Here is a 25559-nt window from a genome sequence, read left to right as displayed (position 1 = left end):
CGGAAGACAGCGCGCGTCATGGCGTTGTTACCGTTGCGCTTTAGCCCTTGCGCGATCCCCAAACGCAGCGGAATTCGAACGTGTCCATCTCTCTTTGCGATCTGCAGAAATCCTTTGGCGGCAAGCCCGCCCTGGCCGGTGTCTCGGCCGAGATCGCGGCGGGCGAATTCTTTGCCATCGTCGGCGCGTCGGGCTGCGGCAAGTCCACGCTTCTGCGTCTGATCGCCGGGCTGGACGAGCCCGATGACGGCGAGATCCATCTGGGCGCACGGCAGGTCAGCGGGCGCGGCGTGCATGTGCCGCCCGAAGCGCGGAAAGTGGGGTTCGTGTTCCAGTCCTATGCGCTATGGCCGCATCTCGATGTGCGCGGCAACGTGGCTTTCCCGGCGGAATCCGCGGGCCTGTCGCGGGGCGAGGCCGCGCGCCATGCCGACCGGCATCTCGCCACCGTCGCGCTGAGCGACTACGCAACCCGCAAACCCGCCGACCTGTCGGGCGGGCAACGTCAGCGCGTGGCGCTTGCGCGCTGTCTGGCGCAGGATGCGGGCACGATCCTGATGGACGAGCCGCTGGCCAATCTCGACCCGCATCTGCGCCATGTGATGGAGGACGAGCTTGTGGCCTTTCACCGCCAGTCGGGCGCGACCACGGTCTACATCACGCATGATCAGCGCGAGGCGATGGCAGTGGCCGATCGCATGGCGGTGATGCGCGACGGGCAGTTCTTGCAGGTGGGCACGCCGGGCGAAATCTACGAGCGTCCGCAAAGCGCCGCCGTGGCGCGCTTCATCGGGCAGGGCGCCGTTCTGCCGGTCGAGTATCGGCAGGGCCGGGTCTTTTTGCTGGGGCGTCCGGTTTCGATGCGGGGCCTCGGCGGGCCCGAAGGCCCGCGCGAGGCGCTGTTCCGTCCCGCCGATCTGGTGCCCGGCGCCGAGGGGCTGCCCGAATGTCTGGACGGCCGGATCGTGTCGGCGCTGTACCGGGGCGGGCATTGGGAGGCCAAGGTCGCCGTGGCCGAAGACCAGCCGCCGCTGACCCTGCACCTGCTGCAAAAGGTGCGCGCGGGCGAGGCCCTGTCGCTGGCGGTGCGCGGCGGCTGGCTGTTGCCGGACTGACCCGTCAGATCCGCCACGGCACCACGCCGGGCGGCAATCGGCGGCCCAGAAGATCAAGCAGCGCCATCAGCGCCACCGTCGCCACGACCGTCACCGCCGCCATCGCGGCGGCGAGCGTCGTGTAGCCGCCGTCTTCGTAATTGTAGATCGCCGTGCCGATGGTTTCGGTCCCGGTCGACCACAACAGCGCCGAGACCGTCACCTCGTTATACGCGGTCAGGAACACCATGATCGCGCCCGAGGCCGCAGCCGGGGCGATCAGCGGCAGAAAGATCCGTATCAGTCTGCGCCCCCAGCCCGCGCCCGCGACCCGCGCGGCCTCATCGAGCGCCGGGTCGAGCTGCAGGCAAGCCGCTGTCACGGGCTTCAGCGCGACGGCGAAAAAGGCGCAGAGATAGGCCAGAACGATGATCCACAGCGTGTTGTAGATCGACACGCCCAGCCCCGGCAGCGGGCGCAGAAAGGTCAGGATGAAGGCGATCGAGATCACCAGACCGGGGATCGCATAGGTCGTCTCGGCCAGCGACGACATCGCCAGCCCCGCCCGGCGCGGTGCCTTGGCGCGACCGGCGATCAGCCTTGCGGTCAGCGCGCCCAGCACCGACAGGATCAATGCGGCGGCGCTTGCGGCGAGGGTCGAGTTGACGAAGGCCCGCGCCGTGACGCCCTGACGAAACAGCACCTCGGCGAAATTGTCGAAGGTCAGCGTCTGCCAGTTCAGCGCCACGCCATAGGTCGGCACCAGCGCCGTGCCGAACAGGGCCGCCATCGGCAGTGCCAGCGTTACCAATATCAGCGCCGTCATCGCGCCCTCGGCCCCCCAGCGCCAGCGTCCCAGACGCAGCGACAGCGGCGCCTGTGCCGGGCCGATCAGTGCCGCGCGAAAGCGGCGCGCCAGCGTCATCTGCACCGCGACGACAACGATCGCCAGAAGCGCCATCAGCGCCGACAGGACTGCCACATCAGCCAGCATCGACGGCCCGAAGCTGGACAGTCGCTGCCAGATCAGCACGGGCAGGGTGATGTAGCGCCCGGGAATGCCCAAGAGCGCCGGGATGCCGAAATTCCCGAGGCTTGAGACGAAGGCCAGCGCATAGGCGGCCAGCAGGCTGGGCGCGAGCAACGGCAGGATCACGCGGCCCAGCAGCCGTGGCGCGCGGGCGCCGGCGATGCGCGCGGCCTCGACCATCTCGCGCGGAAGGCTGCGCAGCGCGGCCAGCGTGACCAGAAAGACCAGCGGCATGGATTGCACCGCCAGCAGAGCGATCACCCCGCCGCGCCCGTATAGCGGGTGCGGCGTGCCGGGTGGCGGCGCCAGCCCCAGCGCGCCCAAGAGCGGCGAGGACGGTCCCAGCGCCTGCGTCCACGCAATCGCGGTCACATGCGGCGGGATCATCATCGGGATCAGCAGCAGGAAGGTGAACACCGCCTTGCCGCGCAGATCCGTGAGCCCGACGATCAGCGCGACCGTCACCCCCACGAACAGCGCCAGCGCGGCAGAGAGCCCCGCGCTTTCCAGCGAATGCCACAGCGCGCGCGGGACCGAGCGGGAATTCAGCGCCTCCAGCACCGGCTGAAGCGAGGGCAGACCATCGGCCAGAAGCCCCGCGCGCAACAACAGCGCCAGCGGCGTCACCATCAGCGCCGCCGCGAACACAAGAAGCGCGGCGAGGGTCAGCCCCTCGCCGCCGAGCGTTGTTTTCAGACGCATGAGCGCGGATCAGCCGCCGAAGATCTCGACAAAGCGCATCCGGTCGTCAGTCGCGCTTTCCAGCGCGGCGGCGGGGTCAAAATCCAGCATCCGGATGTCTTCGAGCGCCGGGAAGCCCTCGGGCGGGGTGATGCCGGGCAGGGCGGGCAGATAGCCCATATCGGCGGCCAGTTGCTGACCCGCTTCCGAGATCAGGAAATCGACGAAAGCCTGCGCGGCGGGGACGTTCTGCGCGCTGGACAGGATCGCCACCGGCTCGGTCACGGCGCTGACGCCCTCGGTCGGGAAGACGAAGCCCACGGGCGCGCCGTTCGGGATTTCGCGGATCGGCAGGAAGTCGACGACCATGCCATACATCTGCTCGCCACCGGCCACGGCGCGGTAGACACCGCCATTGCCGCCCTGCGGGTTCGTGCCCTGATCGGCGAGGCCTTGATAATAGTCCCAGCCCAGATCGGGGTTCGAGGTCAGCGACACCATGTGGATCGTCGCGGCGCCCGAGGTCAGCGGCGAGGGCATGGCGATCTGTCCCTGCGCCTCGGGGCGCAGCAGGTCGGTCCAGCTTTCGGGCACGAAGGGCGCGTTGGTGTTGTAGATAATGCCGGTGGTGATCAGCTTGGTCGAGAAATAATGGTACTCGGGATCCATCAGCGCCGGGTCATAGGCCGAGATATCGGCGCCCGGATAGGCCATCAGCCGGTCCTGCGCTTCAAGCCCTTCCATCGTGACCATGTCGGCGATCAGCAGCACATCGGCCTGCGGCGCGCCGGCGGCGTATTCGGCTTCCAGCCGCGCCATGACCTGCGTCGTGCCGTCACGGATCCACGTCACCTCGACATTCGGATAGGCGGCGGTGAAGGCGTCGACGGTGCGCTGCGCGTCCTCGTTGGGCTGCGAGGTATAGAGAACGAGCGGGCCCGAGACATCGGTGTTCTGGGCGATGACCGGACTGGCGAAAAGCGTGGCCGCAAGCGCCGCGGCGATGATGCGTTGCATGGTGATCCTCAGGATTACGGGCAAACCGCCCGTCGTTGCGTTCCGGGGCGGGCCTAGCCTCTGGATGTGACGCTGGGATGAAAGCGGGGCACGGACCGCTCCGCCGCCCCGGCCCGGTCTCGTTCTGCCCGCTTTGCAGGCGCTCTGACCGCCCTGTCACGCAGCATCCGGTCCTTTGGCTGGATTTCCCGCGCCGTGGCGCCGACACTGCCGTCACCACCGGCCCGATCCGAACGGTTCGCAGCAGGGGGCCGAGCCGCTATCCTCGCCCTTTCGCCGCGCCCGGTCCGGGCGGGCCCGGATACGAACGCCGCGGCGGCGCAGGGAGAGATATGTGACGACGAAAGATGATGCCTTGTGGCAGAACCCGCATGCGGTTCGCGACCAGCGTGAGAAAAACCTCGAGGTCGCGATCGGCCGACAGGTGCGCGAGCTGCGCAAGCGCCAGCGCATGACCGGGGGCGAGCTGGCGGCGCAGACCGGGCTGTCGGCAGGGATGCTGTCGAAGATCGAGAATGGGGTGATTTCGCCATCGCTCAACACCATCTCGGCGCTTGCCCATGCGCTGCGCGTGCCACTGGTGCAGCTTTTCTCAAGCTACGAGGAAGAGCGCGGCTGCATGCATGTGAAATCCGGCGAGGGCGTTGAGATCGAACGCGCAGGCACCCGTGCGGGGCATCAGTACCAGCTTCTGGGCCACATTGGCTCGAACAACTCGGGCGTGGTGGTCGAGCCGTATTTCATCACGCTCGACGATGCCTCGCACCGGTTCCCGACCTTCCAGCACGAAGGGATGGAGTTGCTCTACATGATCGAGGGCGTGGTGGATTACCGGCACGGCGAGCGGATCTATCGGCTGGAGCCCGGCGACTCGCTGCTGTTCGATTCGGATGCGCCGCATGGCCCCGAAGGAATCGTCGCGTTGCCGGTGCGGTATCTGTCGATCATCACTTATCCGCAAGCCGGTTGAGGTTTCGAAGCTGCCGCTCTTTTAGGCAGTGGCGGGTTGCGACCGGGCAGTCCGGCCAATCTGCGCGCAATTTCCTACGGGAGAAATCATTTCACTCTCAGGCGTATATATTTCTTGAAAAGAAAATAGGTTTCTCATTAGTAAGAGGGTAACGGCACGGATTGCCGGATCGGAAAGCCCTACGGAGGACCCCATGTGTGGCATTGTTGGCCTTTTCCTTAAGCAGGACGCGCTGCGTCCCCGCTTGGGTGAGTTGCTGACCGATATGTTGATCACCATGACCGACCGCGGCCCTGACAGTGCGGGGATCGCGATCTATGGTGACGCGGAATCGGACAGCGTGAAGATCACCGTTCAGTCGCAGGACCCCGACACGGCGTTCAGCGGGCTCGAGGCCGCGCTTTCGGACGAGATCGGCGTTCCCGTGACGATCCGCGTGATCGATACGCATGCGGTCGTGAATGTCCCGGCAGCGTCCAAGGACGCGGCGATTGCCGCTCTGGAAGCGCGCGGTCTGCGGATCATGGGCGCGGGCGCGGCGATGGAGATCTTCAAGGAAGTCGGCCTGCCCAAAGACGTGGCCGAGCGCTTCGACCTGCGGTCGATGGGCGGCAGCCACGGCATCGGCCACACGCGGATGGCGACGGAATCGGCGGTGACGACGATGGGCGCGCATCCGTTCTCGACCGCGGATGACCAGTGCCTTGTGCACAATGGCTCGCTGTCGAACCACAACCAGATGCGCCGCAAGCTGGCGAAGAAGGGGGTGTTCACCCGGTCCGAGAACGACACTGAAGTGGGCGCGGCCTATATCTCCAGCCGGATGGCCGACGGCGCGTCGCTGCGCGAGGCGCTCGAAGGCACTCTCGAGGATCTTGACGGCTTCTTCACCTTCGTGACCGGCACCAAGAACGGCTTCGGCGTCGTGCGCGACCCGATCGCCTGCAAGCCCGCGGTGATGGCCGAGACCGACGATTACGTCGCTTTCGCCAGCGAATACCGCGCCTTTGCCGACCTGCCGGGCATCGAAAACGCCCGCGTCTGGGAACCCGAACCCGCCACCGTCTATTTCTGGGAGCGTTGAACCATGAGCGTCACCCTCGATATGAGCCAGACCCCGCTGCGCGAGGTGAATGCCACCCTGCAGGCGGCGGCTAAAGCGCAGTCGAACGAGCCGCATGTCATCGTCAATGCGCGCGGCAGCCACGCGATGGCGGTGGGGCTCGACGGCCCGCTGCATGTCACGGTCAAGGGCTCGACCGGCTATTACTGCGCGGGCATGAACAAGGAAGCCACCGTCACGGTCGAAGGCTCGGCCGGTCCGGGCGTGGCCGAGAACATGATGTCCGGCGTCGTCACCATCGAAGGCGATGCCTCGCAATATGCGGGCGCGACCGGGCATGGCGGATTGCTGAACATCAAGGGCAATGCCAGCTCGCGCTGCGGGATCTCGATGAAGGGCATCGACATCGTCGTGCATGGCAATATCGGCCACATGTCCGCCTTCATGGCGCAGAAGGGCAATCTTGTCGTTCTGGGCGATGCCGGCGACGCGCTGGGCGACAGCCTGTACGAGGCGCGGCTTTTCGTGCGCGGTTCGGTAAAAAGCCTCGGTGCCGACTGCATCGAGAAAGAGATGCGCCCCGAGCATGTCGAAGTGCTCAAAGAGCTGCTTGAGCGCGCCGGTGCGGATGCCAAACCCGAAGAGTTCAAGCGCTACGGTTCGGCGCGCAAGCTCTACAACTTCAATATCGACCACGCTGGCGAATACTGAGGAGCGCGTGATGGAAAAGACCCCGCAGACGATGCCGCGCCAGTCCTGGACCTTCTCGAACGAGGCGAATGCCGAGATTCGTCGGGCCGCGGCGACCGGCATCTACGATATCCGCGGCGGTGGCGCGAAGCGCCGGGTGCCGCATTTCGACGACCTGCTGTTTCTCGGCGCCTCAATGTCGCGCTATCCGCTCGAAGGCTACCGCGAGCGCTGCGAGACCTCGGTCACACTGGGCACGCGCTTTGCCAAGAAACCGATCGAGCTGAAGATCCCGATCACCATTGCTGGCATGTCCTTCGGCTCGCTCTCGGCCAATGCCAAAGAGGCGCTGGGCCGCGGCGCGACCATGGCGGGCACCTCGACGACGACCGGCGACGGCGGCATGACCGAGGAAGAGCGCGGACATTCCGAAAAGCTGGTCTATCAGTATCTGCCCTCGCGCTACGGGATGAACCCCGACGACATCCGCCGCGCCGACGCGATCGAGGTCGTGGTGGGGCAGGGCGCGAAGCCGGGCGGCGGCGGGATGCTGCTGGGTCAGAAGATCACCCAGCGCGTGGCCGATATGCGCTCGCTGCCGGTGGGCATCGACCAGCGCTCGGCCTGCCGTCACCCCGACTGGACCGGGCCTGACGATCTGGAAATCAAGATCCTCGAATTGCGCGAGATCACCAACTGGGAAAAGCCGATCTACATCAAGATCGGCGGCGCGCGCCCCTATTACGACACCGCGCTGGCGGTGAAGGCGGGCGCCGACGTGGTGGTGCTGGACGGGATGCAGGGCGGCACCGCCGCGACGCAGGACGTGTTCATCGAACATGTCGGCCAGCCCACGCTGGCCTGTATTCGCCCCGCCGTGCAAGCGCTGCAGGATCTGGGCATGCACCGTGAGGTGCAGCTCGTCGTGTCGGGCGGCATTCGCACCGGCGCGGACGTGGCCAAGGCGCTGGCGCTGGGCGCGGATGCGGTGTCCATCGGTACGGCGGCGCTGATCGCACTGGGCGACAACGACCCGAAATGGGAATCCGAGTACCAGAAGCTGGGCACGACGACCGGCGCCTATGACGACTGGCACGAAGGCCGCGACCCGGCGGGCATCACCACGCAGGACCCCGAGCTGATGAAGCGGCTCGATCCGGAAATGGCGGGGCGTCGTCTGCGCAACTATCTCAACGTGCTGACGCTGGAATGCCAGACGCTGGCGCGGGCCTGCGGGCATAACCACGTTCACAACCTCGAACCCGAGGATCTGTGCGCGCTGACGATGGAAGCCGCGGCCATGGCGCAGGTGCCGCTGGCCGGAACCAACTGGTACCCGGGGAAGCCGGGATTCTGACGACGAGAGACCGAAGGGGGGCCGCTGGCCCCCCTCACGCGGTCCCGACCGACCAACAGGGGAACAAGAGAATGAGCAAACTTGCCAAATTCGCCGCCGAGAAAGGCGTGAAGTACTTCATGATCTCGTATACCGACCTGTTCGGTGGCCAGCGCGCCAAGCTGGTTCCGGCGCAGGCGATTGCGGGGATGGAAGAGGACGGCGCGGGCTTTGCGGGCTTCGCGACATGGTTCGACATGACGCCCGCGCATCCCGACATGCTGGCCGTGCCCGATGCCGATGCGGTGATCCAGCTGCCGTGGAAGCCTGATGTGGCCTGGGTGCCCGCGCGCTGCATCATGGAAGGCGAGAATGTCGAACAGGCGCCGCGCAACGTGCTGGCGAAACTGGTGGCCGAAGCCGCCGAGGAAGGGCTGCGCGTCAAGACCGGAATCGAGGCCGAGTTCTTCCTGCTGACGCCCGAGGGCGACGCGATCTCGGACGTGTTCGATACCGCCGAGAAACCCTGCTACGACCAGCAGGCGGTGATGCGGCGCTATGACGTGATCGCCGAGATCTGCGATTACATGCTCGATCTGGGCTGGGGCCCCTACCAGAACGACCACGAGGACGCGAATGGCCAGTTCGAGATGAACTGGGATTACGCCGATGCGATGGTTACGGCGGACCGGCATTCGTTCTTCAAATTCATGGTCAAGTCGGTGGCCGAAAAGCACGGCCTGCGCGCGACCTTCATGCCCAAGCCGATCGAAGGGCTGACCGGCAACGGCTGCCACGCGCATATCTCGGTCTGGGATCTCGACGGCAAGACCAATGCCTTCGCGGGCGATGCCGGTGGCCAGATCGGCGAAGTGGGGCTGTCCGAACAAGGCGGGCATTTCCTTGGCGGGATCATGAAACACGCCGAGGCGCTGGCGGCGATCACCAACCCGACGGTGAACAGCTACAAGCGCATCAACGCGCCGCGCACGATGTCGGGCGCGACCTGGGCGCCGAACACGGTGACATGGACGGGCAACAACCGCACCCACATGGTCCGCGTGCCGGGTCCCGGCCGGTTCGAACTGCGCCTGCCCGACGGGGCGGTGAACCCCTATCTGCTGCAGGCCGTCATCATCGCCGCCGGTCTGTCGGGCATCCGCTCGAAAGCCGATCCGGGCCGGCGCTATGACATCGACATGTATGCCGAAGGGCAGTCGATTACCGACGCGCCGAAGCTGCCGCTCAACATGCTCGACGCGATCCGCAATCTCGATGCCGATACCGAGCTGAAAGCGATGCTGGGGGACAAGTTCTCGGCCTCGTACATCAAGATGAAGCACCAGGAATGGAACGCTTTCGTCAACCATTTCTCGCGCTGGGAGAAAGACAACACGCTCGATATCTGAGCGCTGTATCGACGCGATACCGGACCCGGAGACGTCTCCCGCCGGTCCGAACCTGACGGGGGCCTCTGGTCCCCGTTTTTTCATGGCCGAGACCGTAGGGTGGCGCTGCCAGAATATTGATGAAATCGAATAACTTAATGGACACGGGCGGGCGCCCGGAGCGGGTGATTCGGAAGGCTAGGATACACTGCTTTGTATGACCAAAAACCGAAACAGAACGTCCGTTTCCGGGAAGAAGTGGCCCGCTCTCCGCTCTACTCTGATCCTGTCCCCACGGTGCCAACCAAGGAGCAGCGCCGATGAAATTCTCCGGTTTTCGGGTCGTCGCCGAGGCCCTGCGCGGCCATAAGGGCTGGAAGCCCCTGTGGCGCGATCCCGCACCGCAATCCGAGTACGATGTCATCATCATTGGTGGCGGCGGTCACGGGCTGGCCACCGCGTTCTACCTTGCCGAGGTCCACGGGATCCGCAAGGTCGCGGTTCTGGAAAAGGGGTGGCTGGGCTCGGGCAATATCGGTCGCAACACCACGATCATCCGCTCGAACTATCTGCTGCCGGGCAACCAGCCATTCTACGAATTCTCGATGAAATTGTGGGAAGGGCTGGAACAGGCGATCAATTTCAACGCCATGGTCAGCCAGCGCGGCATCCTGAACCTCTATCACAGCGACGGCCAGCGCGACGCCTATCGGCGGCGCGGCAACGCGATGCACCTGACCGGCGCCGGGGCCGAATTGCTGGATCAGGACGCGGTGCGCCGGATGTATCCGTGGCTGAATTTCGACAATGCGCGCTTTCCCATCAAGGGCGGGCTTTTGCAGCGCCGCGCGGGAACCGCGCGCCATGACGGTGTCGCGTGGGGTTATGCCCGCGCTGCCGATCTGCGCGGCGTCGATATCATCCAGAATTGCGAAGTGACCGGCTTCCGGATTGAGCATGGCCGCGTGCAGGGCGTGGAAACCAACCGTGGCTTCATCGGCGCGAAGAAGGTGGGCGTGGCGGTTGCCGGGTCCTCGTCGCGCGTGATGGCGCAGGCGGGGCTGCGGCTGCCCATCGAAAGCCATGTGCTGCAGGCTTTCGTGACCGAAGGGCTGAAGCCCGCAATCGACGGCGTCATCACCTTCGGCGCCGGGCATTTCTATGTCAGCCAGTCGGACAAAGGCGGGCTGGTCTTTGGCGGCGATATCGACGGCTACAATTCCTACGCGCAGCGCGGCAACCTGCCGGTGGTCGAGGACGTGGTCGAGGGCGGCATGGCCCTGATGCCCCGGATCGGTCGCGCGCGGCTGCTGCGCAGTTGGGCGGGGCTGATGGATATGTCGATGGACGGCTCGCCGATCATCGACCGCACGCCGGTCGACGGGCTCTATCTGAATGCGGGCTGGTGCTATGGCGGGTTCAAGGCCACGCCGGCCTCGGGCTATGCCTTCGCGCATCTCCTCGCCACCGATACCCCGCACGAAACCGCCACTGCCTATCGGCTGGACCGGTTCGCGCGCGGTCACGTCATTGACGAAAAGGGCGTCGGCGCCCAACCCAACCTGCATTGAGGGCGACGTCATGCTGATCCCCCATCCTCTTCTCGGTCTGCGCGACGCGCAGGAATTCACCTATCTCGGCGATGCCCGGCTTATCGAACGCCCGACCAGCGGCGACGAGGCAGAGCTGGCCGACTATGTCTTTCAGCGCGACAACCCGGCGGGCCTTCACCGCGAGCTGTGGTTCCACGAACAGGGCGACCGCTCATGGCTGGTGGTGACACGCAACACGCTGACGCATGAGATCCTCGGCGCCGAACTGGCGCGCGACGTGTCTCTGGCGCGCAAGGAGGGCACGGCATGACCCGGCTTCCCGGCGGTCTGATCGACCGCAGCCGCACCCTGTCCTTCACCTTCGACGGCAAGCGCTATCAGGGGCATCCCGGCGATACGCTGGCCTCGGCGCTTCTGGCCAATGGCGTGCGGCTGGTAGGTCGTAGCTTCAAATATCACCGTCCGCGCGGGATCGTTGCGGCGGGGTCCGAGGAACCCAACGCGCTGGTCACCCTGCGCGAGGGCGCCCGCGCCGAACCCAATACGCGCGCCACGGTCGCCGAGCTTTACGACGGTTTGGTCGCGCGCTCGCAAAACCATGTGGGGCCGCTGAATTTCGATCTGCTGGCGGTCAACGATCTGCTGTCGCCCTTCTTCGCGGCGGGGTTCTATTACAAGACCTTCATGTGGCCGCGCGCCTTCTGGGAAAAGCTCTACGAGCCGGCTATTCGTCGCGCGGCGGGGCTGGGGGAACTGTCCGAGCTTCCCGATCCCGATGCCTATGATCGCGGCTATCTTCACGCGGATCTCTTGGTCATCGGCGCCGGTCCTGCCGGGTTGATGGCGGCGCTGGCCGCAGGCCGGGCCGGCGCGCGGGTGATCCTTGCGGACGAGGACTTTCGCCTGGGCGGGCGGCTGCTGGCCGAAAGCGACCAAGTCGACGGCGCCCCGGCGGTCGAATGGGTCGACACGGTCCGGGCTGAGCTGGAAAGCTTGCCGAACGTGCGCATCCTTCCCCGCACGGTGGTGTTCGGCGTCTACGATCACGGCGTGTTCGGCGCGGTCGAGCGGGTGTCGGATCACCTTGCCACGCCGGGCGGTGCGGTGCGCCAGACGCTGTGGCGGATCACCGCCAAGCGCGCGATCCTTGCCGCCGGCGCGACCGAGCGGCACATCCCCTTTGCCGACAATGACCGCCCCGGCGTGATGCTGGCGGGCGCGATGCGGGCCTATGCCAATCGCTGGGCGGCGGCGCCGGGTACGGCGGCCCCGGTGGCGATCTTCACCAATAACGATGACGGCCACCGGACTGCGTCGGACCTGATCGCGCGGGGCGTGCCGGTGGCTGCGGTCATCGATGCACGCGCCGGGGTGCAGGCGCAGGGCGAATACCGGCTGATGGCGGGCGCGCAGTTCGTCGGCACCAAGGGGCGTCTGGGGCTGCATTCCATCAGCGTCGAGACGTCGGCGGGCCCTGAGACCCTTTCCGTGGGCGCGCTGGGCGTCGCGGGCGGCTGGAACCCGAATGTCCATCTCGCCTCGCATCATCGCGGGCGGCCGGTCTGGGATGCCGACAAGCTGGCCTTCGTGCCGGGCGCGGGCGGACCCGAGGGGCTGATCGCCGCAGGCGCCTGCGCCGGGCAGGGCAGCACGGCCGAGGCTTTGGCCGACGGTTTGCGGGCCGCCGGCGAGGCGCTGGCGCAGCTGGGCCTTCCGGCGCCGACTGTTCCGCTGCCTCAGGCCGAGACCCGTCACGACAACGTCGCGCCGATCTGGCATGTGCCCGGCAAGCGCCGCGCTTGGGTCGATTTCCAGAACGATGTGACGGTCAAGGACATCGCCTTGGCGCACAAGGAAAACATGCGCCCGGTCGAGCATCTGAAGCGCTGGACCACGCTGGGCATGGCGACCGATCAGGGCAAGACGGCCAATGTCACCGCGCTGGCCGTGATGGCGGAACTGACGGGCAAGTCGATCCCCGAAACCGGCACGACGATCTTCCGCCCGCCCTATACCGGCGTGTCGCTGGGGGTGCTGGGTGGCGGCGATACCGGCGCGCATTTCCGCCCCCGCCGCCTGACCCCCACGCATCACTGGGCCAAGGAGAACGGCGCCACCTTCGTCGAGGTCGGGCCGTGGATGCGCGCGCAATACTTCACCCGCCCCGGCGAGACGCATTGGCGCCAATCCGTCGATCGCGAGGTACTGGCGGTGCGCGCGGGCGTGGGCCTGTGCGACGTGACTACTTTGGGCAAGGTCGATGTGCAGGGCGCCGATGCCGGGGTCTTTCTGGACCGGCTCTATGCCAATGCGATGGCCAGCCTGAAGGTCGGCATGGTGCGCTACGGTCTCATGCTGCGTGAGGACGGCATCGCCTATGACGACGGCACCTGCGCCCGTCTGGCCGAGGATCACTACGTCGTCACCACCACCACCGCGAATGCGGGGCCGGTCTATCGCAACATGGAATTCGCCCGGCAATGCTTGTGGCCCGAGCTGGATGTGCAACTGATCTCGACCACCGACGCCTGGGCGCAGATCGCCGTGGCGGGGCCGAAATCGCGCGACTTGCTGAGCCGTGTGGTCGACGATTTCGACCTGTCGAACGAGGCCTTTCCCTTTATGGCCTGCGCGCCGCTGACGATCTGCGGCGGGCTGCGGGCGCGGCTGTTCCGGATCTCGTTCTCGGGCGAACTGGCCTACGAACTGGCGGTGCCTGCGCGCTACGGCCATGCGCTGATGGCGCGTCTTATGGAAGCGGGCGCGGACATGGGCGTCACTCCTTACGGGACCGAGGCGCTGGGCGTCATGCGGATCGAAAAGGGCCACGCTGCCGGGGCCGAGCTGAACGGCCAGACCACCGGGCAGATGTTGGGTCTGGGGCGGATGGTGTCCAAGAAGAAAGACGCGATCGGCAATGTCATGTCCCGGCGCGACGGGCTGGCGGCCGAGACGCGGATCCTTGTCGGACTGCAGCCGGTCGATGCCAAGGACGTGGTCGTGCCCGGCTCGCATCTGTTCGATGAGGGCGCGCCGCGCGATCTGGACCACGATCAGGGCTGGATCACCTCGGCCTGCCATTCGCCGCATGTCGGCTCGTCCATCGGGCTCGGTTTCCTGCAAAACGGGGCCGATCGCATGGGCGAGGTCATCACCGCCGCCAACCCGCTTCAGGGCAGCGAGGTCGCCTTGCGCGTCGTGCCCAGCCATTTCGTCGATCCCGAAGGAGGGCGCCTGCGTGACTGATCTTTCCCCCCTCTGCGCGCTGGGCGCCACCGCGCCCCGCCGCGTGACCCATGGCGCCCTGACATTGGCCGAAACGCCCGATTGCGGCCTTGCCTCGCTGGCTTTGCGCACGGGCACGCCGCCCCCGTCGCTGCCCTTGCCGGAACCGGGGAGATGGCACGAAACCGACGGGCTGACCGCGTTCTGGACGGGGCCGGGACAATGGCTGGTGGAAATGCCGGGCTGCGCCGAGGTCGATGCCGCCGCGATGCTGGGCGAACGCGCGCCCGGTGCCTCGGTCACCGAACAGACGGATGGCTGGGTGCTGTTCGAGATCAGCTCGACGGGCGGCGCTGAACCGATTGAGCGTTTCCTTGAACGTGCTGTCAATCTCGACCTGACGCGCTTCGCCCCCGGCCATGCCACGCGCAGCACCATCGAGCATCTGGGCACCTATGTGCTGCGCCGGGCCGAGGATCGGCTGGGCATCTGGGGCATGCGCTCGGCTGCGGAAAGCCTGTGGCACGCGCTGGAGACCATCGCCGGGCGGCAGGGCTAGGCCGGGGCCGCCCGCCAGTTTCGTCCCGCCGCCAGATCCCGCGCCATCAGGGTTGAGGCCAAGCCGTGCCCGGATATACCCGTTTCCACCGACAGCATCGGCCCATCGCCTCCGTCGGCGTAACCGGGCGCGACCAGCAGGCCCTCGTGCCGCTCGATTCCGCCGGGGAGACGGGTGAAGCCCCAGCGCTCACCCGCTGAGCCGGTCCCCGCGCCCAGAGACAGGCCCGAGCTTTCATCGCGCAGAACCCGCCCGAACACTCCGCCGTTCACCGGCCCGGGTAGCAGCCCGATCCCGCGCAGAAAGGCGGGTTCGGCAAGCCTTGTGTCGGGGGTCATGCCATGCGCTGCGCCGGGCCAGACCCAGTCGCCCGCGCCCACCAGCCGCATGTCGTTGCCCGCGATCACCGCCAGCCCGAGGAACGAGCGCAACACGCCGGCACGGGCCGCTTGCAAGCGCATCGGCACCGGACCCTGCCCGTCATCCCCGGGCAGATGCAGGATCGGCGCATGTGACATCACCACCAGCGCTGCGCCGAAGCCATTGCGTTGCAGTCCCTGACGCAGGCTTTCGCGCAGGGGGAAATAGCCGTCGATGATATCCTCGAAAAACCGCCCGGCGACGGGAAGGCCTTCGATGCGCAGATCGGTCATTGCAGGCCTTTCAGAACAGGTTGAAATACTCGGCCTGTTCCCATTCCGACACCGTGGACAGGTAGCGCGCCCATTCCGCCCGTTTGAGATGCGCAAGATATCGCACGAAATCTTCGCCCAGGGTCTGCGCATAAAGCGGGCTGGCCTCGAATGCGTGAACGGCGGCCTCCAGCGTGGCGGGAAGATGCGTCTGATCCTCGGCATAGGGCGTCAGCGTGGGCGGCGGGGGCGTGGCACCGCGATTGAGACCGTCGAGCCCCGACAGGATCTGCCCGGCCAGCGCGTAATAGGGGTTGGCAGCGGTATCGGCGACGCGGTTCTCGATCCGCGCGGCAGGGTCGCCCGGCTGGAACAGCGCGCGCAGCATGGCGCCGCGATTGTCGGTACCCCATTGCACGCGGTTGGGCGCCAGCTGGAAGGCGCTGAAGCGCTTGTAGCCGTTGATCGTAGGGTTGGTCAGCAGGCAGGTGGCAGGCGCGTGGTCGAGCAGACCGGCGATCCACGCCCCGGCTTCGAGCGTGGGCGTGCCGTCTTCGCCCGGGGTGAAGACATTGTGCCCGGTTTCGCGCGAGACCAGCGATTGATGGATATGCCAGCCATTCGCCACCGCATTCGCGACGCGCGGCTTGGGCATGAAGCTGGCATGCAGGCCCTGCCTCTGGCAGATCTCTTTCACCATCATGCGGAACAGCACGAAGCGGTCGGCCTGAACCATCGGGTCCGAGGCATCGAAGGTGAATTCGAACTGGCTGGGCCCCATCTCGATTTCCATCGAACGGGGCGCGAGGCCCATCGCCTCGGCCGCGCGGCGCAGTTCGTCCATCAGTGGCTCGACCGCGCCGTAGCGTGTTTCGGTCAGAAAGGCCCAGCCCTGCGTGGTGTTGCGGGTCGTGAGCGCCGCGGGCGGCATGGTGGCCTGATCGTGGGCAAGCCCGTCATCGCTGACCGAGAAGACCTGAAATTCGACCTCCAGCCCCATCACCGCGTCATGTCCGGTGCGCGCAAGGCCGTCCATCGCCCGCCGCAGCACGCCGCGCGACGAGACCGAGACGCGCTGGCCCGAGCGATAGGCCAGATCGCACAGGATGACGGCGGAATGCGGCGACCATGGCAGCGGGGTAAAGGTGCCGGGATCGGGGACCAGCAGCAGATCGCCCGCGCCCGACAGCGACACGCCGTCCAGCGTCAGGCCGTTTTTCCACACGTCGAACACGGTGCGATGCGCGGTGTCCTTCAGGATCAGCGTCGAGGGCACCGACAGCCCGGCAGCCAGCGCCGAGCCGAGCGTCCGGGCGGTAATCGTCTTGCCGCGCAGGATGCCGTGCTGATCGGCGAACAGCACGCGCACGGTTTCGAACCCGTCGGCGACCACGCGCGCGGCCAGTTCCGCGCCCGCGCGTGCCTGATTCTCGCTCAGCAATCCGCGCTCGAACAGCGCGCCCTTGATCGCTCCGTCCATGCTCACACCGTCGCGTTCCAGGGGCAGGCCACGCGGCGCGCGCGGTCGGTGGCGCGGCTGGAGGCCTGCCAATCCGCTGTTTCGGCAATGGCGTCGTTCGACAAGGGGCCCATGATCGCCGCAGCGCCGTCGCCATGCATCGGCAGCGCCGAGAAATCGCCCTGTTCCACCGCATCCATCATCCGCCGCAACATCCGCCGATAGCGGATGATCGCCACGTCCGAGCGGCCCAGATGCTCCTGCGTGCGGTCCTGAATGGCCCCCATGCCCTCGACCGCCCACTGGTCATGCACGTTGATGTCCAGCCCCATGCCCGTATAGGTCAGCGAGGCCTGTTCGGCGGGGTCGTAATGGTAATCGTTGCGGCGGTTCTTCAGCGGCGCGTAATCGGGCAGCCGATGCTCTTTGAGCCGCTGCGCGCGCATGACCTCCTTGTTCACGGGCTTGTCGAAACTGGTAAAGACGGTGACCCAGTAACAGGTCTCGTCATCGACAGGGACGTGCCACTGGGTGATCGTCATCTCGCGCGACATGGGGATGCAGATCGCCTCGGGGAAGATCTGATTGGTGACACGGACATGGGTATGACCGTTTTCCATGTGTCGGAGCGCGGTGATCTTCAGGCCGTAATCGGTCTCATCGACCTTGATCTCAGGGCGCGGATAGTCGCGCAACAGCTTCGTCATCGGGATGTCGGTCGCGCCCGCCTTGTCGCGGAACTGTTTGCCATAGCTGTCGGCGGGATCCTCGTCTTCGAGAAACCGGTGCAGGAACGAGGCATGCGCCGGGTCGATGCCGATTTCCAGCGCCTGCAGCCAGTTGCATTCCCACAGACCCTTAAAGGCGAAGACATGGCTTTCGGGCGCGCGGAAACAGTCGAAAGCGGGGAAGGGCGGCGGCGCCCCGTCGCCCAGATAGGCAAAGATCAGGCCCGCGCGGGTCTCGGTCGGATAAACCGGGCCATCGGGATCGATCTGGATCGCGTCCGAGGCGGGGTAATGCGTGGGGGCTTCGTCGGGCGAGGCCACGCGCGTCGCCAGCTCCAGCCCCTGCGCGCCCTGCCGCAGAACCAGCCGTTCGCCCAGCAGGTTCACGGGCACAAGCGGGCCGTGCGCCAGTTCATCGACCAGCGCGGCGGGCTGCCAGTATTGGCGCAGCACCGTACCTGCGGGCGTGCCCGGCGCGATGCGGGTGATCCGGTCGTTCAGGTGCTGGCTGATCATGCGTTTGCCTCCGATGCTGCTGCCCGTTCCAGTTCCGCGCCCACCTGCGCCCAGATCGCGCCATTCTCTTCTTTTACCGGCACCATCGGCACGCGGATCTGTTCGTGCATGCGCGAGCCTTCGGGTTCGGCCGGTTGTTCGACGCATTGGCCGGTCCGGTCGAAATGCCAGCCGTGGAACGGACAGCGCAGGCCGTTATCTTCCAGCCGACCATAGCACAGGTCCGCGCCGCGATGCGGACAATGACGGCCGATCAGGCCCAGCTGCCCCTCTTCATCGCGAAACAGCACGAGCCTGCGGCCTTGCAGCGTCAGGGGGATCAGCGGGCGCGGGCGATCCAGATCGGCGCTGGTGGCGATCTGGACCCAACCGTCCGCGGCGGTGTCGGAGGGTGGCATAGGATCAGGCTCCCCTTGCGAAAAGTGCGATAATCGCACATAGTGGGCGATATGTGAACTTTGCCAGAGCGCGGGAGACCTGTCAAATGAGCGATCGCGATTTCGCCGCGACCCTTGCCAAGGGGCTCGACGTGCTGGCCTGTTTCGAGCAGAGCGCGCAGAACCTGACCCTGCCAGAGATCACGCGGCGCTCCGGGCTGGACCGCGCCGTGGTGCGCAGGCTCTGCCTGACGCTGACGCGCTGTGGGTATCTGGAAGAGGGCGAAACGGGCCTGCGGCTTGCGCCCCGGGTGCTGACGCTGGCGGGCGGCTATCTGGGCGGGCTGGAGGTCGGGCGCGTCGTGCAGCCCATCCTGCGCCACGCGGCGGAAGAGCTGGACATGGAAGTGGCGCTGGCCACCCGCGACCGGCTGCAGGCGGTCTATGTCGACCGCGCGGCCCCTGCCTCGGCCCGTGTCACGCTGGGCTTCGGGATCGGCAGCACGCTGCCGCTTCTGCATACGGCGGTCGGACGGATGCTGCTGGCGCGCTCGGGACCCGAGGTGCTGGACGCGGCCCTCGCCGCCCGGCCCGCCCCGCGCTACAGCGAGGCGACCGAAACCGCCCCCGAGCGTCTGCGCGCCGCCATTGAGGCCGCGCGCGAGCAGGGCTATTGCATCGCCCGCGACGAGTTCGAGCTGGGCGCGGCGGGCGTGGCGGTGCCGGTGGGCGCGCTGGGACAGACGCCCTTCGTGCTGGCCACCACGGCTTCGGTCAACGCCTTCGACGACCCTGCGCGGCTGGACCGGGTGCTCGATATCCTGCGCCAGAGCGCGCTGAGCATCGGGCGGGTGCGGGGCGGCCGCTGAGCCGGGCGCTCAGGCGGCGAAGCTTTCGATGGTCTTCAGCGTCCCGTCCAGCGCACTGCCTTCTTCGTCCTGCAGGGCGGCGGTCATCAGGCGGCGCGCCCAGTCGGCGGCATCCTCGCGCCCCTCGACCCGCGCGATCCCGGTCATCACCCGGTCGAACTTGCCCAGACCGCGCGCATGGGTGTCGGAATAACCCTTGATCAGCCGCCGCGCCTGTAGTGTGGCGACGGCCAGATCGTAATCCGTCCCCGCCCGCGCAAGCGCGCTGGCATACCACGTTTCCAGATGCGCGCGCTCTTCAGCGTGGCGCAGGCTCATCGGACGAAAGCGCCGCATCGACGCCAGCGCGTGCAATTGCAGGAACGGCAGCAGTCGGTCGGTGCGCAGCCTGCGTCCCTTGTTCACGCGCCGGTCGATCCAGCCCATCAGCCGGGGCCGGTCGGTGATCGCCTGACTCAGCGCTCGCGGCAGCAGGCTCACGATCTCTTCGGCGCGGGGATGGGTGTATTCGGTCAGCTGCATGACCTCGGCCCCGCCCATCTCGGCGCGGATGCGGTCCAGCCGTTCGGGCCGGGTCTTGGCATCGGCCACGCGGATCACGTCGTCATAGGCCATCGCATTGGCAAGGTATTTCGCGGCCGTCACCGACAGGGTCCAGTCCCGCTCGGCCCGGTCGACCGCCAGCGCCTTGTCCAGACGGTCGAGATATTCGGCGCCGTATGCCGGATGCTGGAAATCCACCACCTTGCGCAGACCGGCCTGCGCCATCGGCTGCACCGGGGCGGGAAGCGCCGCGATGCGCGCCTGCAGGTCGTCCCATGCCTTGCGCAGCCGGGCGGGGCCGCTTGGGGCAGCGGCAGCGGCAGTGCCGGGCATCGGATGCGTGGCGGGCTGAACCCCGGCAAGGGCCGCCTGCCGTCCGGCGGCAAAGGCGCGCAGCGAGGCATCGACCCCCTTGCCGCCTGCGCGGATCGCGGCCTCGAAGGCCTCGGGCGGGAAGGGCAGGGCGCCCGATCCCGACAGCGCGCCAAACAGGCTGGCCGAGATGACCGAGCCCACATCGAGCGCTGCGGCCTCGAAGTCCGCCAGCACCAGCCCGCGCGCCGCGACCTCGGCCGCCGCACGAACTTCGTCCGCGTCGGCGATGCCGTCCCCCGGCGCCATCTTCTCGCTCACCGCCAGCGCGCGGTGGGTCGAACCGATCAGCGTAGTGCGGTCGGGCGTAACGAAGCCCCGCATGATCGCGCGGCCCGCCTCCATCATCTCGGCGGCGATCACCACGTCCACGTCGCCCGCCGCCGGGGCCAGCGAAAAGACCGGGGCCGACGACCCGGCGGGCGCCATCTCGATGTAATAGATCGTCGCGCCGGTGCGCTGCGCCACGCCCGCGACCGAGGTCGCCTGAACCGCGTAGCCCTGCGCGCGGGCCAGCGCCTCGATCCAGCCGGTCAGGACGCCGCCGCCCTGACCGCCGACCGCCATGACGGCCAGCTTGATCACGTCCCCCGCCGAGGCGAGGGGCTGTTCCGGGGTGAAGGGCAGTGTCATGGCTGAACCTCGCTGAAACCGAGCTGGCGGGACTGGCGGCGGCGGGCCAGCCAGCCGATCAGGCCTTGGCGCCAGCCGTTCAGGCGGCGCTCCCACGGGCCGGGATTATGGACCACGCGGGCCTCGTAGAATGACGGGCAGAGCACGGCGGCTTCCGACACCTCGCCGCAATTGCCGCAGCCCACGCAGGACGTGTCGATCGAGGCGACGGGATCGTCGCGCAGCGGATCGTCCAGCCGTTTTAGCGACAGCGACGGGCAGCCGGACAGCCGGATACAGGCATGGTCGCCCGTACAGACGCTTTCATCGACACCGAAGCGCGGCACCTCGACACGGCGCCCCTCGCGCATCGCGGCGGCCCGCAGGGGCTTTTCGCGGCGCTGCTTGTTGAGCATGCATTCCGACGAGGCGACGATGACTTTCGGCCCTTCGCTTTCTGTGGTCAGCGCGTCGCGCAGGATGTCGCGCATCCCGGCCACGTCATAGGTCCGGTCGACCTGCCGCACCCAGTCGATGCCGATGCCCCTAAGGGCCTTCGAAATCGGGTTATTGGTGGCCTTGGTCGGGTTCTTGGCGCGGGACGAGGGGATGTCCTGCCCGCCGGTCGCGGCTGAGTAGTAGTTGTCGACGATCACCGCGACCCCGTCGGACTTGTTGAACGCCATGTTACCGAAGCTCGAGGTCAGGCCGTTATGCCAGAACCCGCCATCGCCGATCACCGCGATCGAGCGCTTCTCGGCGCCCCCTTTCTTGCCGCCGTCGAAGGCCGCGTTCGAGGCCGGGCCCAGACCGTAGCCCATCGTCGCGCCGCCGATATTGAACGGCGGCAGGCTGGCGAACAGGTGGCAGCCGATATCGGCGCTGATCTGGTGTTCGCCCAGCTCCTGCTGCACCAGCTTCATCGCCGCGAAGATCGGGCGTTCGGGGCAGCCGGTGCAGAAGCCGGGCGGACGGATCGGCACGGTCTTGGACAGGTCCGGGATCGCCGGGGCTTCGGTATTGGGCGCGAGAACCTGCGCGGGCAGCAGGTCGGGCGCGTGCTGGCGAAGGAAGGTCTCGAACGCTTCTTTCATGACCGCGCCGGTATATTCGCCGACCATCGGGAAGATGTCCTTGCCGTGCAGCCGCGTGGTCGAGCCCGAGCGCAGCATCATCGTGGCATAGGCCTGTTCGATGAATTCGGGCTGGCCCTCTTCGACCACCAGCACCGCGTCCTTGCCCTCGCAGAATTCGGCGAATTCGTCGGGCAGCAGCGGGTAGGTCACGTTGAGGCAATAGATCGGCACCTGCGTCTGGCCATAGAGATCGGCCAGCCCCATCCGCTGCAGCGCGCGGATCACGCCGTTATACATGCCGCCCTGACAGACGATGCCGACCGGCGCCGTGCTTGGCCCGAACACCTCGTTCAGCTTGTGTTCGCGGATGAAGCGCTCGGCGGCGGGCCAGCGGTTGTCGATCTTGTCGTGTTCCTGCGCGTAGCTCATCGGCGGCAGCACGATGCGCGAGACATCGCGCTGCGGTGTCGCCAGCGCATCGCGCACGCTGAGCGTGGGGCGCTTGTTGTCGCTGGTCTCGAACTGGCCGGTGACGTGGCAGGCGCGGATCCGCACCATCAGCATGACGGGGGTGTTGGAGGCTTCCGACAGTTCGAACCCGTCGCCCACCGCCTTGACGATCGAGGGCAGGTTGGGGCGCGGGTCCAGCAGCCAGAACTGCGACTTCATCGCAAAGGCGTGGCTGCGTTCCTGCATGATGCTTGAGCCTTCGCCGTAATCCTCGCCGACGATGATAAGCGCGCCGCCGGTCACGCCCGACGAGGCGAGGTTGGCCAGCGCGTCGGAGGCGACGTTCACACCCACCGGCCCCTTGAAGGTCACGGCCCCCCGGATCGGATAATGCACCGAGGCCGCCAGCATCGCCGCTGCTGCTGCTTCCGAGGCATTGGCCTCGAAGCGGACATCCAGCTCGCCCAGCAATTCCTCGGCATCGGCAAGAACGTCCATCAGGTGGCTGATCGGTGCCCCCTGATAGCCGCCGACATAGCCGACCCCGTTTTCCAGCAGCGCCTTGGTGATCGCAAGGATCCCCTCGCCGGTGAAGGTCTCACCCGCGCCCAGCCGCAGATGCTGGACTTCGGCTTTGAAGGACCGTTCCGCCATGATGTTCTACCCGTTCCGTCTTATTCCGAGGGGGCGGTGTTCGACCACAGGATCGGGCCGCCCTCGTGTTCGTATGCCATGCCCTCGGGGAACGAGATCGCTTCGAACTGCAACCCCCAGGGCGCCGAGAAATACAGGATGCTCTGCCCTGCAGCGGGACCATCGGTGACCGGCAGCGGCCCCATATTCGTCTGTATGCCCGCGTCGCGCAGATAGGCTGCGGCGGCATCGATATCGTCGACATAAAAGGCGATGTGATAGGCGCCGATGTCGCTGTTGCGTTGCTCGATCACGGTCTGATCGGGCGCGTCATAGCTGAACAGCTCGATATTGCTGCCAAACCCACAGCGCAGCATGCGGATCTGGTTGACCACTGCGCGCGGATCGACGCCCAGCAGGTCCTGCATGAAGGTTCCCTCGTCGTCGCGGAACGGCCCGAAGGCCATCGCCCGCTCGCAGCCCAGAACCTCGGAAAAGAAACCCTCGGCCTGATCCAGATCCGGCACTGTCAGGCCGATATGATTGACCCCGCGCATCCCCGGCATCGGGTCGGCGATGGCGGGCAGGGCCAGAGCCGTCAGGCAAGCGGTGGCTACAAGGGTCTTCATGGCAGGGTCCCTTCGGGGCTGGATGGGTCAGAACTCGTGCTTGCGGATGTTGCGCAGCATCTTCTGCAGCGTGCCCAGAAAGGCCTGCCGCTCATCGTCCGAGATGTCCCGGAACATGGTTTCCTGCGCGTCGGTCATGTGAGGCCACAGGCCTTCGAACACGGCCAGACCGGCAGTAGTGATATGGATGCGCGTGGCGCGGCTGTCGCTGGCATCGGCTTCGCGCCGCACAAGGCCATCGGCCTCAAGCTGATCCAGCGCCCGGCTCAGCGTCGATTGTTCGGTAACGGCATAGACCGCCAGTTCGCGGATCAGCGGCGCGGGGACCACCGACAGCACCGCCAGCGCGCGCATCTTCGGCGTGGACAATCCGTTCTGGCCCAGAGCCGCGCGCACCTCGGCGTTATAGCGGCCCATGATGCGGTTCATCAGATAGGGCGCGAAGCCTTCCAGCCCCGTTTCGCCCAGCCGCGTTGGTCGTTTTCCTTGATCGCTCATGCCCCCAGCCTTTTCGCCGCGTTGAAACCCGATCCGCCGCCAAGGCCCGGCCCCGGATGCGTCGAGGCGCCGATATGGATCAGGCCGCGAACAGGACCAACCCCGTTGGTGGAATGCGCGAAGGGACGCCAGATAAAGAATTGGTCAATGCCGCAATGCCCGCCATAGGGATCGCCGCCCACAAGGTTGATATTGAGCGCTTCCAGATCCGCCGGCGAATAGGCGCGGCGGGCCAGCTTGATCTGGTCGAAATCCTTGATGTGGCGGGCAAGAATGCCTTCGATCCGGTCCGCGAAGGCCTCGCGCGTGGTTTCGTCCCACGCTGTGCCCGCGATCTGGCCTGCGGCATCGCCCTTGATGGTGCGCGGCGCATCGGGGATCTGCAGCCACAGGATCGCCTTGCCCTCGGGGCAGCGCGTCGGGTCAAGGCGCGAGGGCTGACCCACGCAGATGGTGGGCGTTTCGGGGAACAGCCCGCGCTCGGCCTCGTTGGCGGATTTCGACACCGCGTCGATCCCGTCCGAGAGGTGGATGAGTGCGACGTCTTCGAGCCCCTCGGTGCGCCATTCCGGCGCGCGTTCCAGCGCGAAATGAAGTTGGAAATCGCCCCGCCCGTGCCGGAATTCGGGCAGCGCGGCGCGTTCTTGGCTCAGTTGCTGATCGGGCAGAAGCCGCTCGTACAATTGCCCCGGCGCGACCGAAGCCAGCACCGAGCGCGCGGCGATCGTCTCGCCGCTGGTCAGCGTCACGCCGGTCACGCGGCTGTCGCTGACCTCGATCTTCGCGACATCGGCGCCGGTGCGGAACGTACCGCCATGGGCTTCGATCAGCGACTTGAACGCCGCGACCGCCGCGCCCGAGCCGCCCTTGACCACGGGCGCGCCCGCAGCCTCGAGCGCGAAGGCGATGACCTTGCCCATCTGCGCCGAATAGGTGGATTCGGGCGTCAGCCCGCAATGCAGAACCCATGGCGCCCAGAGGGCCTGCACCAGAGGGCTCTGATAGCGCGATTCCAGCCAGCCGCGCGCCGGGGCCAGCGCCTGCCCCATCCATGCGGCCAGCCCGCGCAGACCGCGCTTGCGCACCTGACCGAAAAGCAGCCGCGCCGTGCTCCATGACCACAGCTCGCCCCCCAGCAGCCCGAACAGGAAGGGCGCATCGGCCCCGATCTGCCCGGTATCCGCCGCGTGCTGATCGCCGTCGCCCTCGGCCAGCGCATTGAACGCGGCGCGGTTGCGCGCCGGGTCCATGCTGAGCGCCAGCGCACTGCCATCAGGGCGCAGCACCGCGGTGGGATGGGGGCTGTGGCAATATTCGAACCCGTGGCGCTCCAGATGCGGCCCCAAGGCCGCGCCTGCAGGCGAGGTCATGAACAAGACCCATGTCGCGGCCATCACGTCATGCTGAAAACCGGGCAGCGTCGCGGCCTCGGTCATCAGACAGCCACCCAGCCGGTCCTCGCGTTCGAGAACGGTGACCTTGTGGCCCTTGAGCGCCAGCAGCGCCGCAGCGACGAGCCCGTTGATACCGGACCCGATGATGACGTGATCGGCCGCCAT

The 25559-nt window shown here is 67.0% G+C and carries 22 protein-coding genes; 11 read left to right on the top strand and 11 right to left on the bottom strand.

The window, feature by feature from the left end; genetic code table 11:
* Positions 1 to 80 precede the first annotated feature (80 nt).
* Positions 81 to 1115, top strand: coding sequence for an ABC transporter ATP-binding protein (locus tag JI664_RS03985; protein WP_207012423.1), 1035 nt, complete (start codon positions 81 to 83; stop codon positions 1113 to 1115).
* Between the two features lie 4 nt (positions 1116 to 1119).
* Here the strand turns inward: JI664_RS03985 and JI664_RS03980 are convergent, their stop codons facing one another.
* Positions 1120 to 2826 carry an ABC transporter permease gene (locus tag JI664_RS03980; RefSeq protein WP_207012422.1) on the bottom strand — a complete coding sequence of 569 codons (1707 nt, stop codon included), beginning with the start codon at positions 2824 to 2826 and terminating at the stop codon, positions 1120 to 1122.
* A 9-nt stretch (positions 2827 to 2835) separates the two neighbouring features.
* Positions 2836 to 3822, bottom strand: a complete 987-nt coding sequence (locus tag JI664_RS03975; RefSeq protein ID WP_207012421.1) for an ABC transporter substrate-binding protein — start codon at positions 3820 to 3822, stop codon at positions 2836 to 2838.
* 334 nt (positions 3823 to 4156) lie between these two features.
* On the opposite strand from JI664_RS03975, the gene JI664_RS03970 reads away from it, so the two are divergent.
* From JI664_RS03970 to JI664_RS03930, 9 genes are all read left to right on the top strand, one after another.
* Positions 4157 to 4792 carry a helix-turn-helix domain-containing protein gene (locus JI664_RS03970; protein WP_207012420.1) on the top strand — a complete coding sequence of 212 codons (636 nt, stop codon included), beginning with the start codon at positions 4157 to 4159 and terminating at the stop codon, positions 4790 to 4792.
* 193 nt (positions 4793 to 4985) lie between these two features.
* Positions 4986 to 5876, top strand: a complete 891-nt coding sequence (locus JI664_RS03965; RefSeq protein WP_207012419.1) for a class II glutamine amidotransferase — start codon at positions 4986 to 4988, stop codon at positions 5874 to 5876.
* A gap of 3 nt (positions 5877 to 5879) precedes the next feature.
* Positions 5880 to 6566, top strand: a complete 687-nt coding sequence (locus tag JI664_RS03960) for a protein GlxC (RefSeq protein WP_207012418.1) — start codon at positions 5880 to 5882, stop codon at positions 6564 to 6566.
* A 10-nt stretch (positions 6567 to 6576) separates the two neighbouring features.
* Positions 6577 to 7902 carry an FMN-binding glutamate synthase family protein gene (locus JI664_RS03955; RefSeq protein WP_207012417.1) on the top strand — a complete coding sequence of 442 codons (1326 nt, stop codon included), beginning with the start codon at positions 6577 to 6579 and terminating at the stop codon, positions 7900 to 7902.
* Between the two features lie 71 nt (positions 7903 to 7973).
* A complete protein-coding gene (gene glnT, locus JI664_RS03950; RefSeq protein ID WP_207012416.1) occupies positions 7974 to 9290 on the top strand; it encodes a type III glutamate--ammonia ligase in 1317 nt (438 codons plus the stop codon).
* A 299-nt stretch (positions 9291 to 9589) separates the two neighbouring features.
* Entirely contained in the window at positions 9590 to 10840 is a 1251-nt protein-coding gene (locus JI664_RS03945; RefSeq protein WP_207012415.1) for a sarcosine oxidase subunit beta family protein, read from the top strand.
* Positions 10841 to 10850: 10 nt separating this feature from the next.
* Positions 10851 to 11132, top strand: coding sequence for a sarcosine oxidase subunit delta (locus JI664_RS03940; protein ID WP_207012414.1), 282 nt, complete (start codon positions 10851 to 10853; stop codon positions 11130 to 11132).
* The gene (locus JI664_RS03935; RefSeq protein WP_207012413.1) at positions 11129 to 14068 is read left to right on the top strand and encodes a sarcosine oxidase subunit alpha family protein; all 2940 of its coding nucleotides are present in this window, start codon (positions 11129 to 11131) and stop codon (positions 14066 to 14068) included. The genes JI664_RS03940 and JI664_RS03935 overlap by 4 nt, the downstream gene beginning before the upstream one ends.
* The gene (locus JI664_RS03930) at positions 14061 to 14606 is read left to right on the top strand and encodes a sarcosine oxidase subunit gamma (protein ID WP_207012412.1); all 546 of its coding nucleotides are present in this window, start codon (positions 14061 to 14063) and stop codon (positions 14604 to 14606) included. The genes JI664_RS03935 and JI664_RS03930 overlap by 8 nt, the downstream gene beginning before the upstream one ends.
* On the opposite strand, the gene JI664_RS03925 is transcribed toward JI664_RS03930, so the two are convergent.
* The 4 genes from JI664_RS03925 to JI664_RS03910 are packed head-to-tail and all read right to left on the bottom strand — an operon-like array spanning position 14603 to position 18339.
* A complete protein-coding gene (locus JI664_RS03925) occupies positions 14603 to 15259 on the bottom strand; it encodes a hypothetical protein (protein ID WP_207012411.1) in 657 nt (218 codons plus the stop codon). The two genes, JI664_RS03930 and JI664_RS03925, sit on opposite strands and share 4 nt — an antisense overlap.
* A gap of 10 nt (positions 15260 to 15269) precedes the next feature.
* A complete protein-coding gene (locus JI664_RS03920; RefSeq protein ID WP_207012410.1) occupies positions 15270 to 16718 on the bottom strand; it encodes a glutamine synthetase family protein in 1449 nt (482 codons plus the stop codon).
* 2 nt (positions 16719 to 16720) lie between these two features.
* The gene (locus JI664_RS03915; protein WP_207012409.1) at positions 16721 to 17941 is read right to left on the bottom strand and encodes an aromatic ring-hydroxylating dioxygenase subunit alpha; all 1221 of its coding nucleotides are present in this window, start codon (positions 17939 to 17941) and stop codon (positions 16721 to 16723) included.
* Positions 17938 to 18339: a Rieske 2Fe-2S domain-containing protein gene (locus JI664_RS03910; protein ID WP_207012408.1), complete on the bottom strand. Its 402-nt coding sequence runs from the start codon at positions 18337 to 18339 to the stop codon at positions 17938 to 17940. The genes JI664_RS03915 and JI664_RS03910 overlap by 4 nt, the downstream gene beginning before the upstream one ends.
* An 86-nt stretch (positions 18340 to 18425) precedes the next feature.
* On the opposite strand from JI664_RS03910, the gene JI664_RS03905 reads away from it, so the two are divergent.
* On the top strand, positions 18426 to 19187 hold the full coding sequence (locus JI664_RS03905; protein ID WP_207012407.1) for an IclR family transcriptional regulator: 762 nt from the start codon (positions 18426 to 18428) through the stop codon (positions 19185 to 19187).
* A 9-nt stretch (positions 19188 to 19196) separates the two neighbouring features.
* Here the strand turns inward: JI664_RS03905 and JI664_RS03900 are convergent, their stop codons facing one another.
* From JI664_RS03900 to JI664_RS03880, 5 genes are read right to left on the bottom strand one after another with little or no spacing between them, the layout of a single operon-like run.
* Positions 19197 to 20735, bottom strand: coding sequence for an indolepyruvate oxidoreductase subunit beta family protein (locus tag JI664_RS03900; RefSeq protein WP_207012406.1), 1539 nt, complete (start codon positions 20733 to 20735; stop codon positions 19197 to 19199).
* A complete protein-coding gene (locus tag JI664_RS03895; RefSeq protein WP_207012405.1) occupies positions 20732 to 22894 on the bottom strand; it encodes an indolepyruvate ferredoxin oxidoreductase subunit alpha in 2163 nt (720 codons plus the stop codon). The genes JI664_RS03900 and JI664_RS03895 overlap by 4 nt, the downstream gene beginning before the upstream one ends.
* Before the next feature lie 20 nt (positions 22895 to 22914).
* Entirely contained in the window at positions 22915 to 23502 is a 588-nt protein-coding gene (locus JI664_RS03890; RefSeq protein ID WP_207012404.1) for a VOC family protein, read from the bottom strand.
* A 27-nt stretch (positions 23503 to 23529) separates the two neighbouring features.
* A complete protein-coding gene (locus JI664_RS03885; protein ID WP_207012403.1) occupies positions 23530 to 24000 on the bottom strand; it encodes a MarR family winged helix-turn-helix transcriptional regulator in 471 nt (156 codons plus the stop codon).
* Entirely contained in the window at positions 23997 to 25559 is a 1563-nt protein-coding gene (locus tag JI664_RS03880; protein ID WP_207012402.1) for a phytoene desaturase family protein, read from the bottom strand. The genes JI664_RS03885 and JI664_RS03880 overlap by 4 nt, the downstream gene beginning before the upstream one ends.

The sequence above is a fragment of the Rhodobacter sp. NTK016B genome (genome assembly GCF_017303295.1).
Lineage (GTDB): Bacteria > Pseudomonadota > Alphaproteobacteria > Rhodobacterales > Rhodobacteraceae > Pararhodobacter.
This window is presented reverse-complemented; position numbering and strand designations above follow the sequence as displayed.

Excerpts from the sequence above, each read along its gene's own strand:
- JI664_RS03980 (WP_207012422.1), bottom strand. The coding sequence starts at position 2,826 with ATGCGTCTGAAAACAACGCTCGGCGGCGAGGGGCTGACCCTCGCCGCG.
- JI664_RS03975 (WP_207012421.1), bottom strand. The coding sequence starts at position 3,822 with ATGCAACGCATCATCGCCGCGGCGCTTGCGGCCACGCTTTTCGCCAGT.
- JI664_RS03965 (WP_207012419.1), top strand. The coding sequence starts at position 4,986 with ATGTGTGGCATTGTTGGCCTTTTCCTTAAGCAGGACGCGCTGCGTCCC.
- JI664_RS03960 (WP_207012418.1), top strand. The coding sequence starts at position 5,880 with ATGAGCGTCACCCTCGATATGAGCCAGACCCCGCTGCGCGAGGTGAAT.
- JI664_RS03955 (WP_207012417.1), top strand. The coding sequence starts at position 6,577 with ATGGAAAAGACCCCGCAGACGATGCCGCGCCAGTCCTGGACCTTCTCG.
- glnT (WP_207012416.1), top strand. The coding sequence starts at position 7,974 with ATGAGCAAACTTGCCAAATTCGCCGCCGAGAAAGGCGTGAAGTACTTC.
- JI664_RS03945 (WP_207012415.1), top strand. The coding sequence starts at position 9,590 with ATGAAATTCTCCGGTTTTCGGGTCGTCGCCGAGGCCCTGCGCGGCCAT.
- JI664_RS03940 (WP_207012414.1), top strand. The coding sequence starts at position 10,851 with ATGCTGATCCCCCATCCTCTTCTCGGTCTGCGCGACGCGCAGGAATTC.
- JI664_RS03935 (WP_207012413.1), top strand. The coding sequence starts at position 11,129 with ATGACCCGGCTTCCCGGCGGTCTGATCGACCGCAGCCGCACCCTGTCC.
- JI664_RS03925 (WP_207012411.1), bottom strand. The coding sequence starts at position 15,259 with ATGACCGATCTGCGCATCGAAGGCCTTCCCGTCGCCGGGCGGTTTTTC.
- JI664_RS03920 (WP_207012410.1), bottom strand. The coding sequence starts at position 16,718 with ATGGACGGAGCGATCAAGGGCGCGCTGTTCGAGCGCGGATTGCTGAGC.
- JI664_RS03915 (WP_207012409.1), bottom strand. The coding sequence starts at position 17,941 with ATGATCAGCCAGCACCTGAACGACCGGATCACCCGCATCGCGCCGGGC.
- JI664_RS03910 (WP_207012408.1), bottom strand. The coding sequence starts at position 18,339 with ATGCCACCCTCCGACACCGCCGCGGACGGTTGGGTCCAGATCGCCACC.
- JI664_RS03905 (WP_207012407.1), top strand. The coding sequence starts at position 18,426 with ATGAGCGATCGCGATTTCGCCGCGACCCTTGCCAAGGGGCTCGACGTG.
- JI664_RS03900 (WP_207012406.1), bottom strand. The coding sequence starts at position 20,735 with ATGACACTGCCCTTCACCCCGGAACAGCCCCTCGCCTCGGCGGGGGAC.
- JI664_RS03895 (WP_207012405.1), bottom strand. The coding sequence starts at position 22,894 with ATGGCGGAACGGTCCTTCAAAGCCGAAGTCCAGCATCTGCGGCTGGGC.
- JI664_RS03890 (WP_207012404.1), bottom strand. The coding sequence starts at position 23,502 with ATGAAGACCCTTGTAGCCACCGCTTGCCTGACGGCTCTGGCCCTGCCC.
- JI664_RS03885 (WP_207012403.1), bottom strand. The coding sequence starts at position 24,000 with ATGAGCGATCAAGGAAAACGACCAACGCGGCTGGGCGAAACGGGGCTG.
- JI664_RS03880 (WP_207012402.1), bottom strand. The coding sequence starts at position 25,559 with ATGGCGGCCGATCACGTCATCATCGGGTCCGGTATCAACGGGCTCGTC.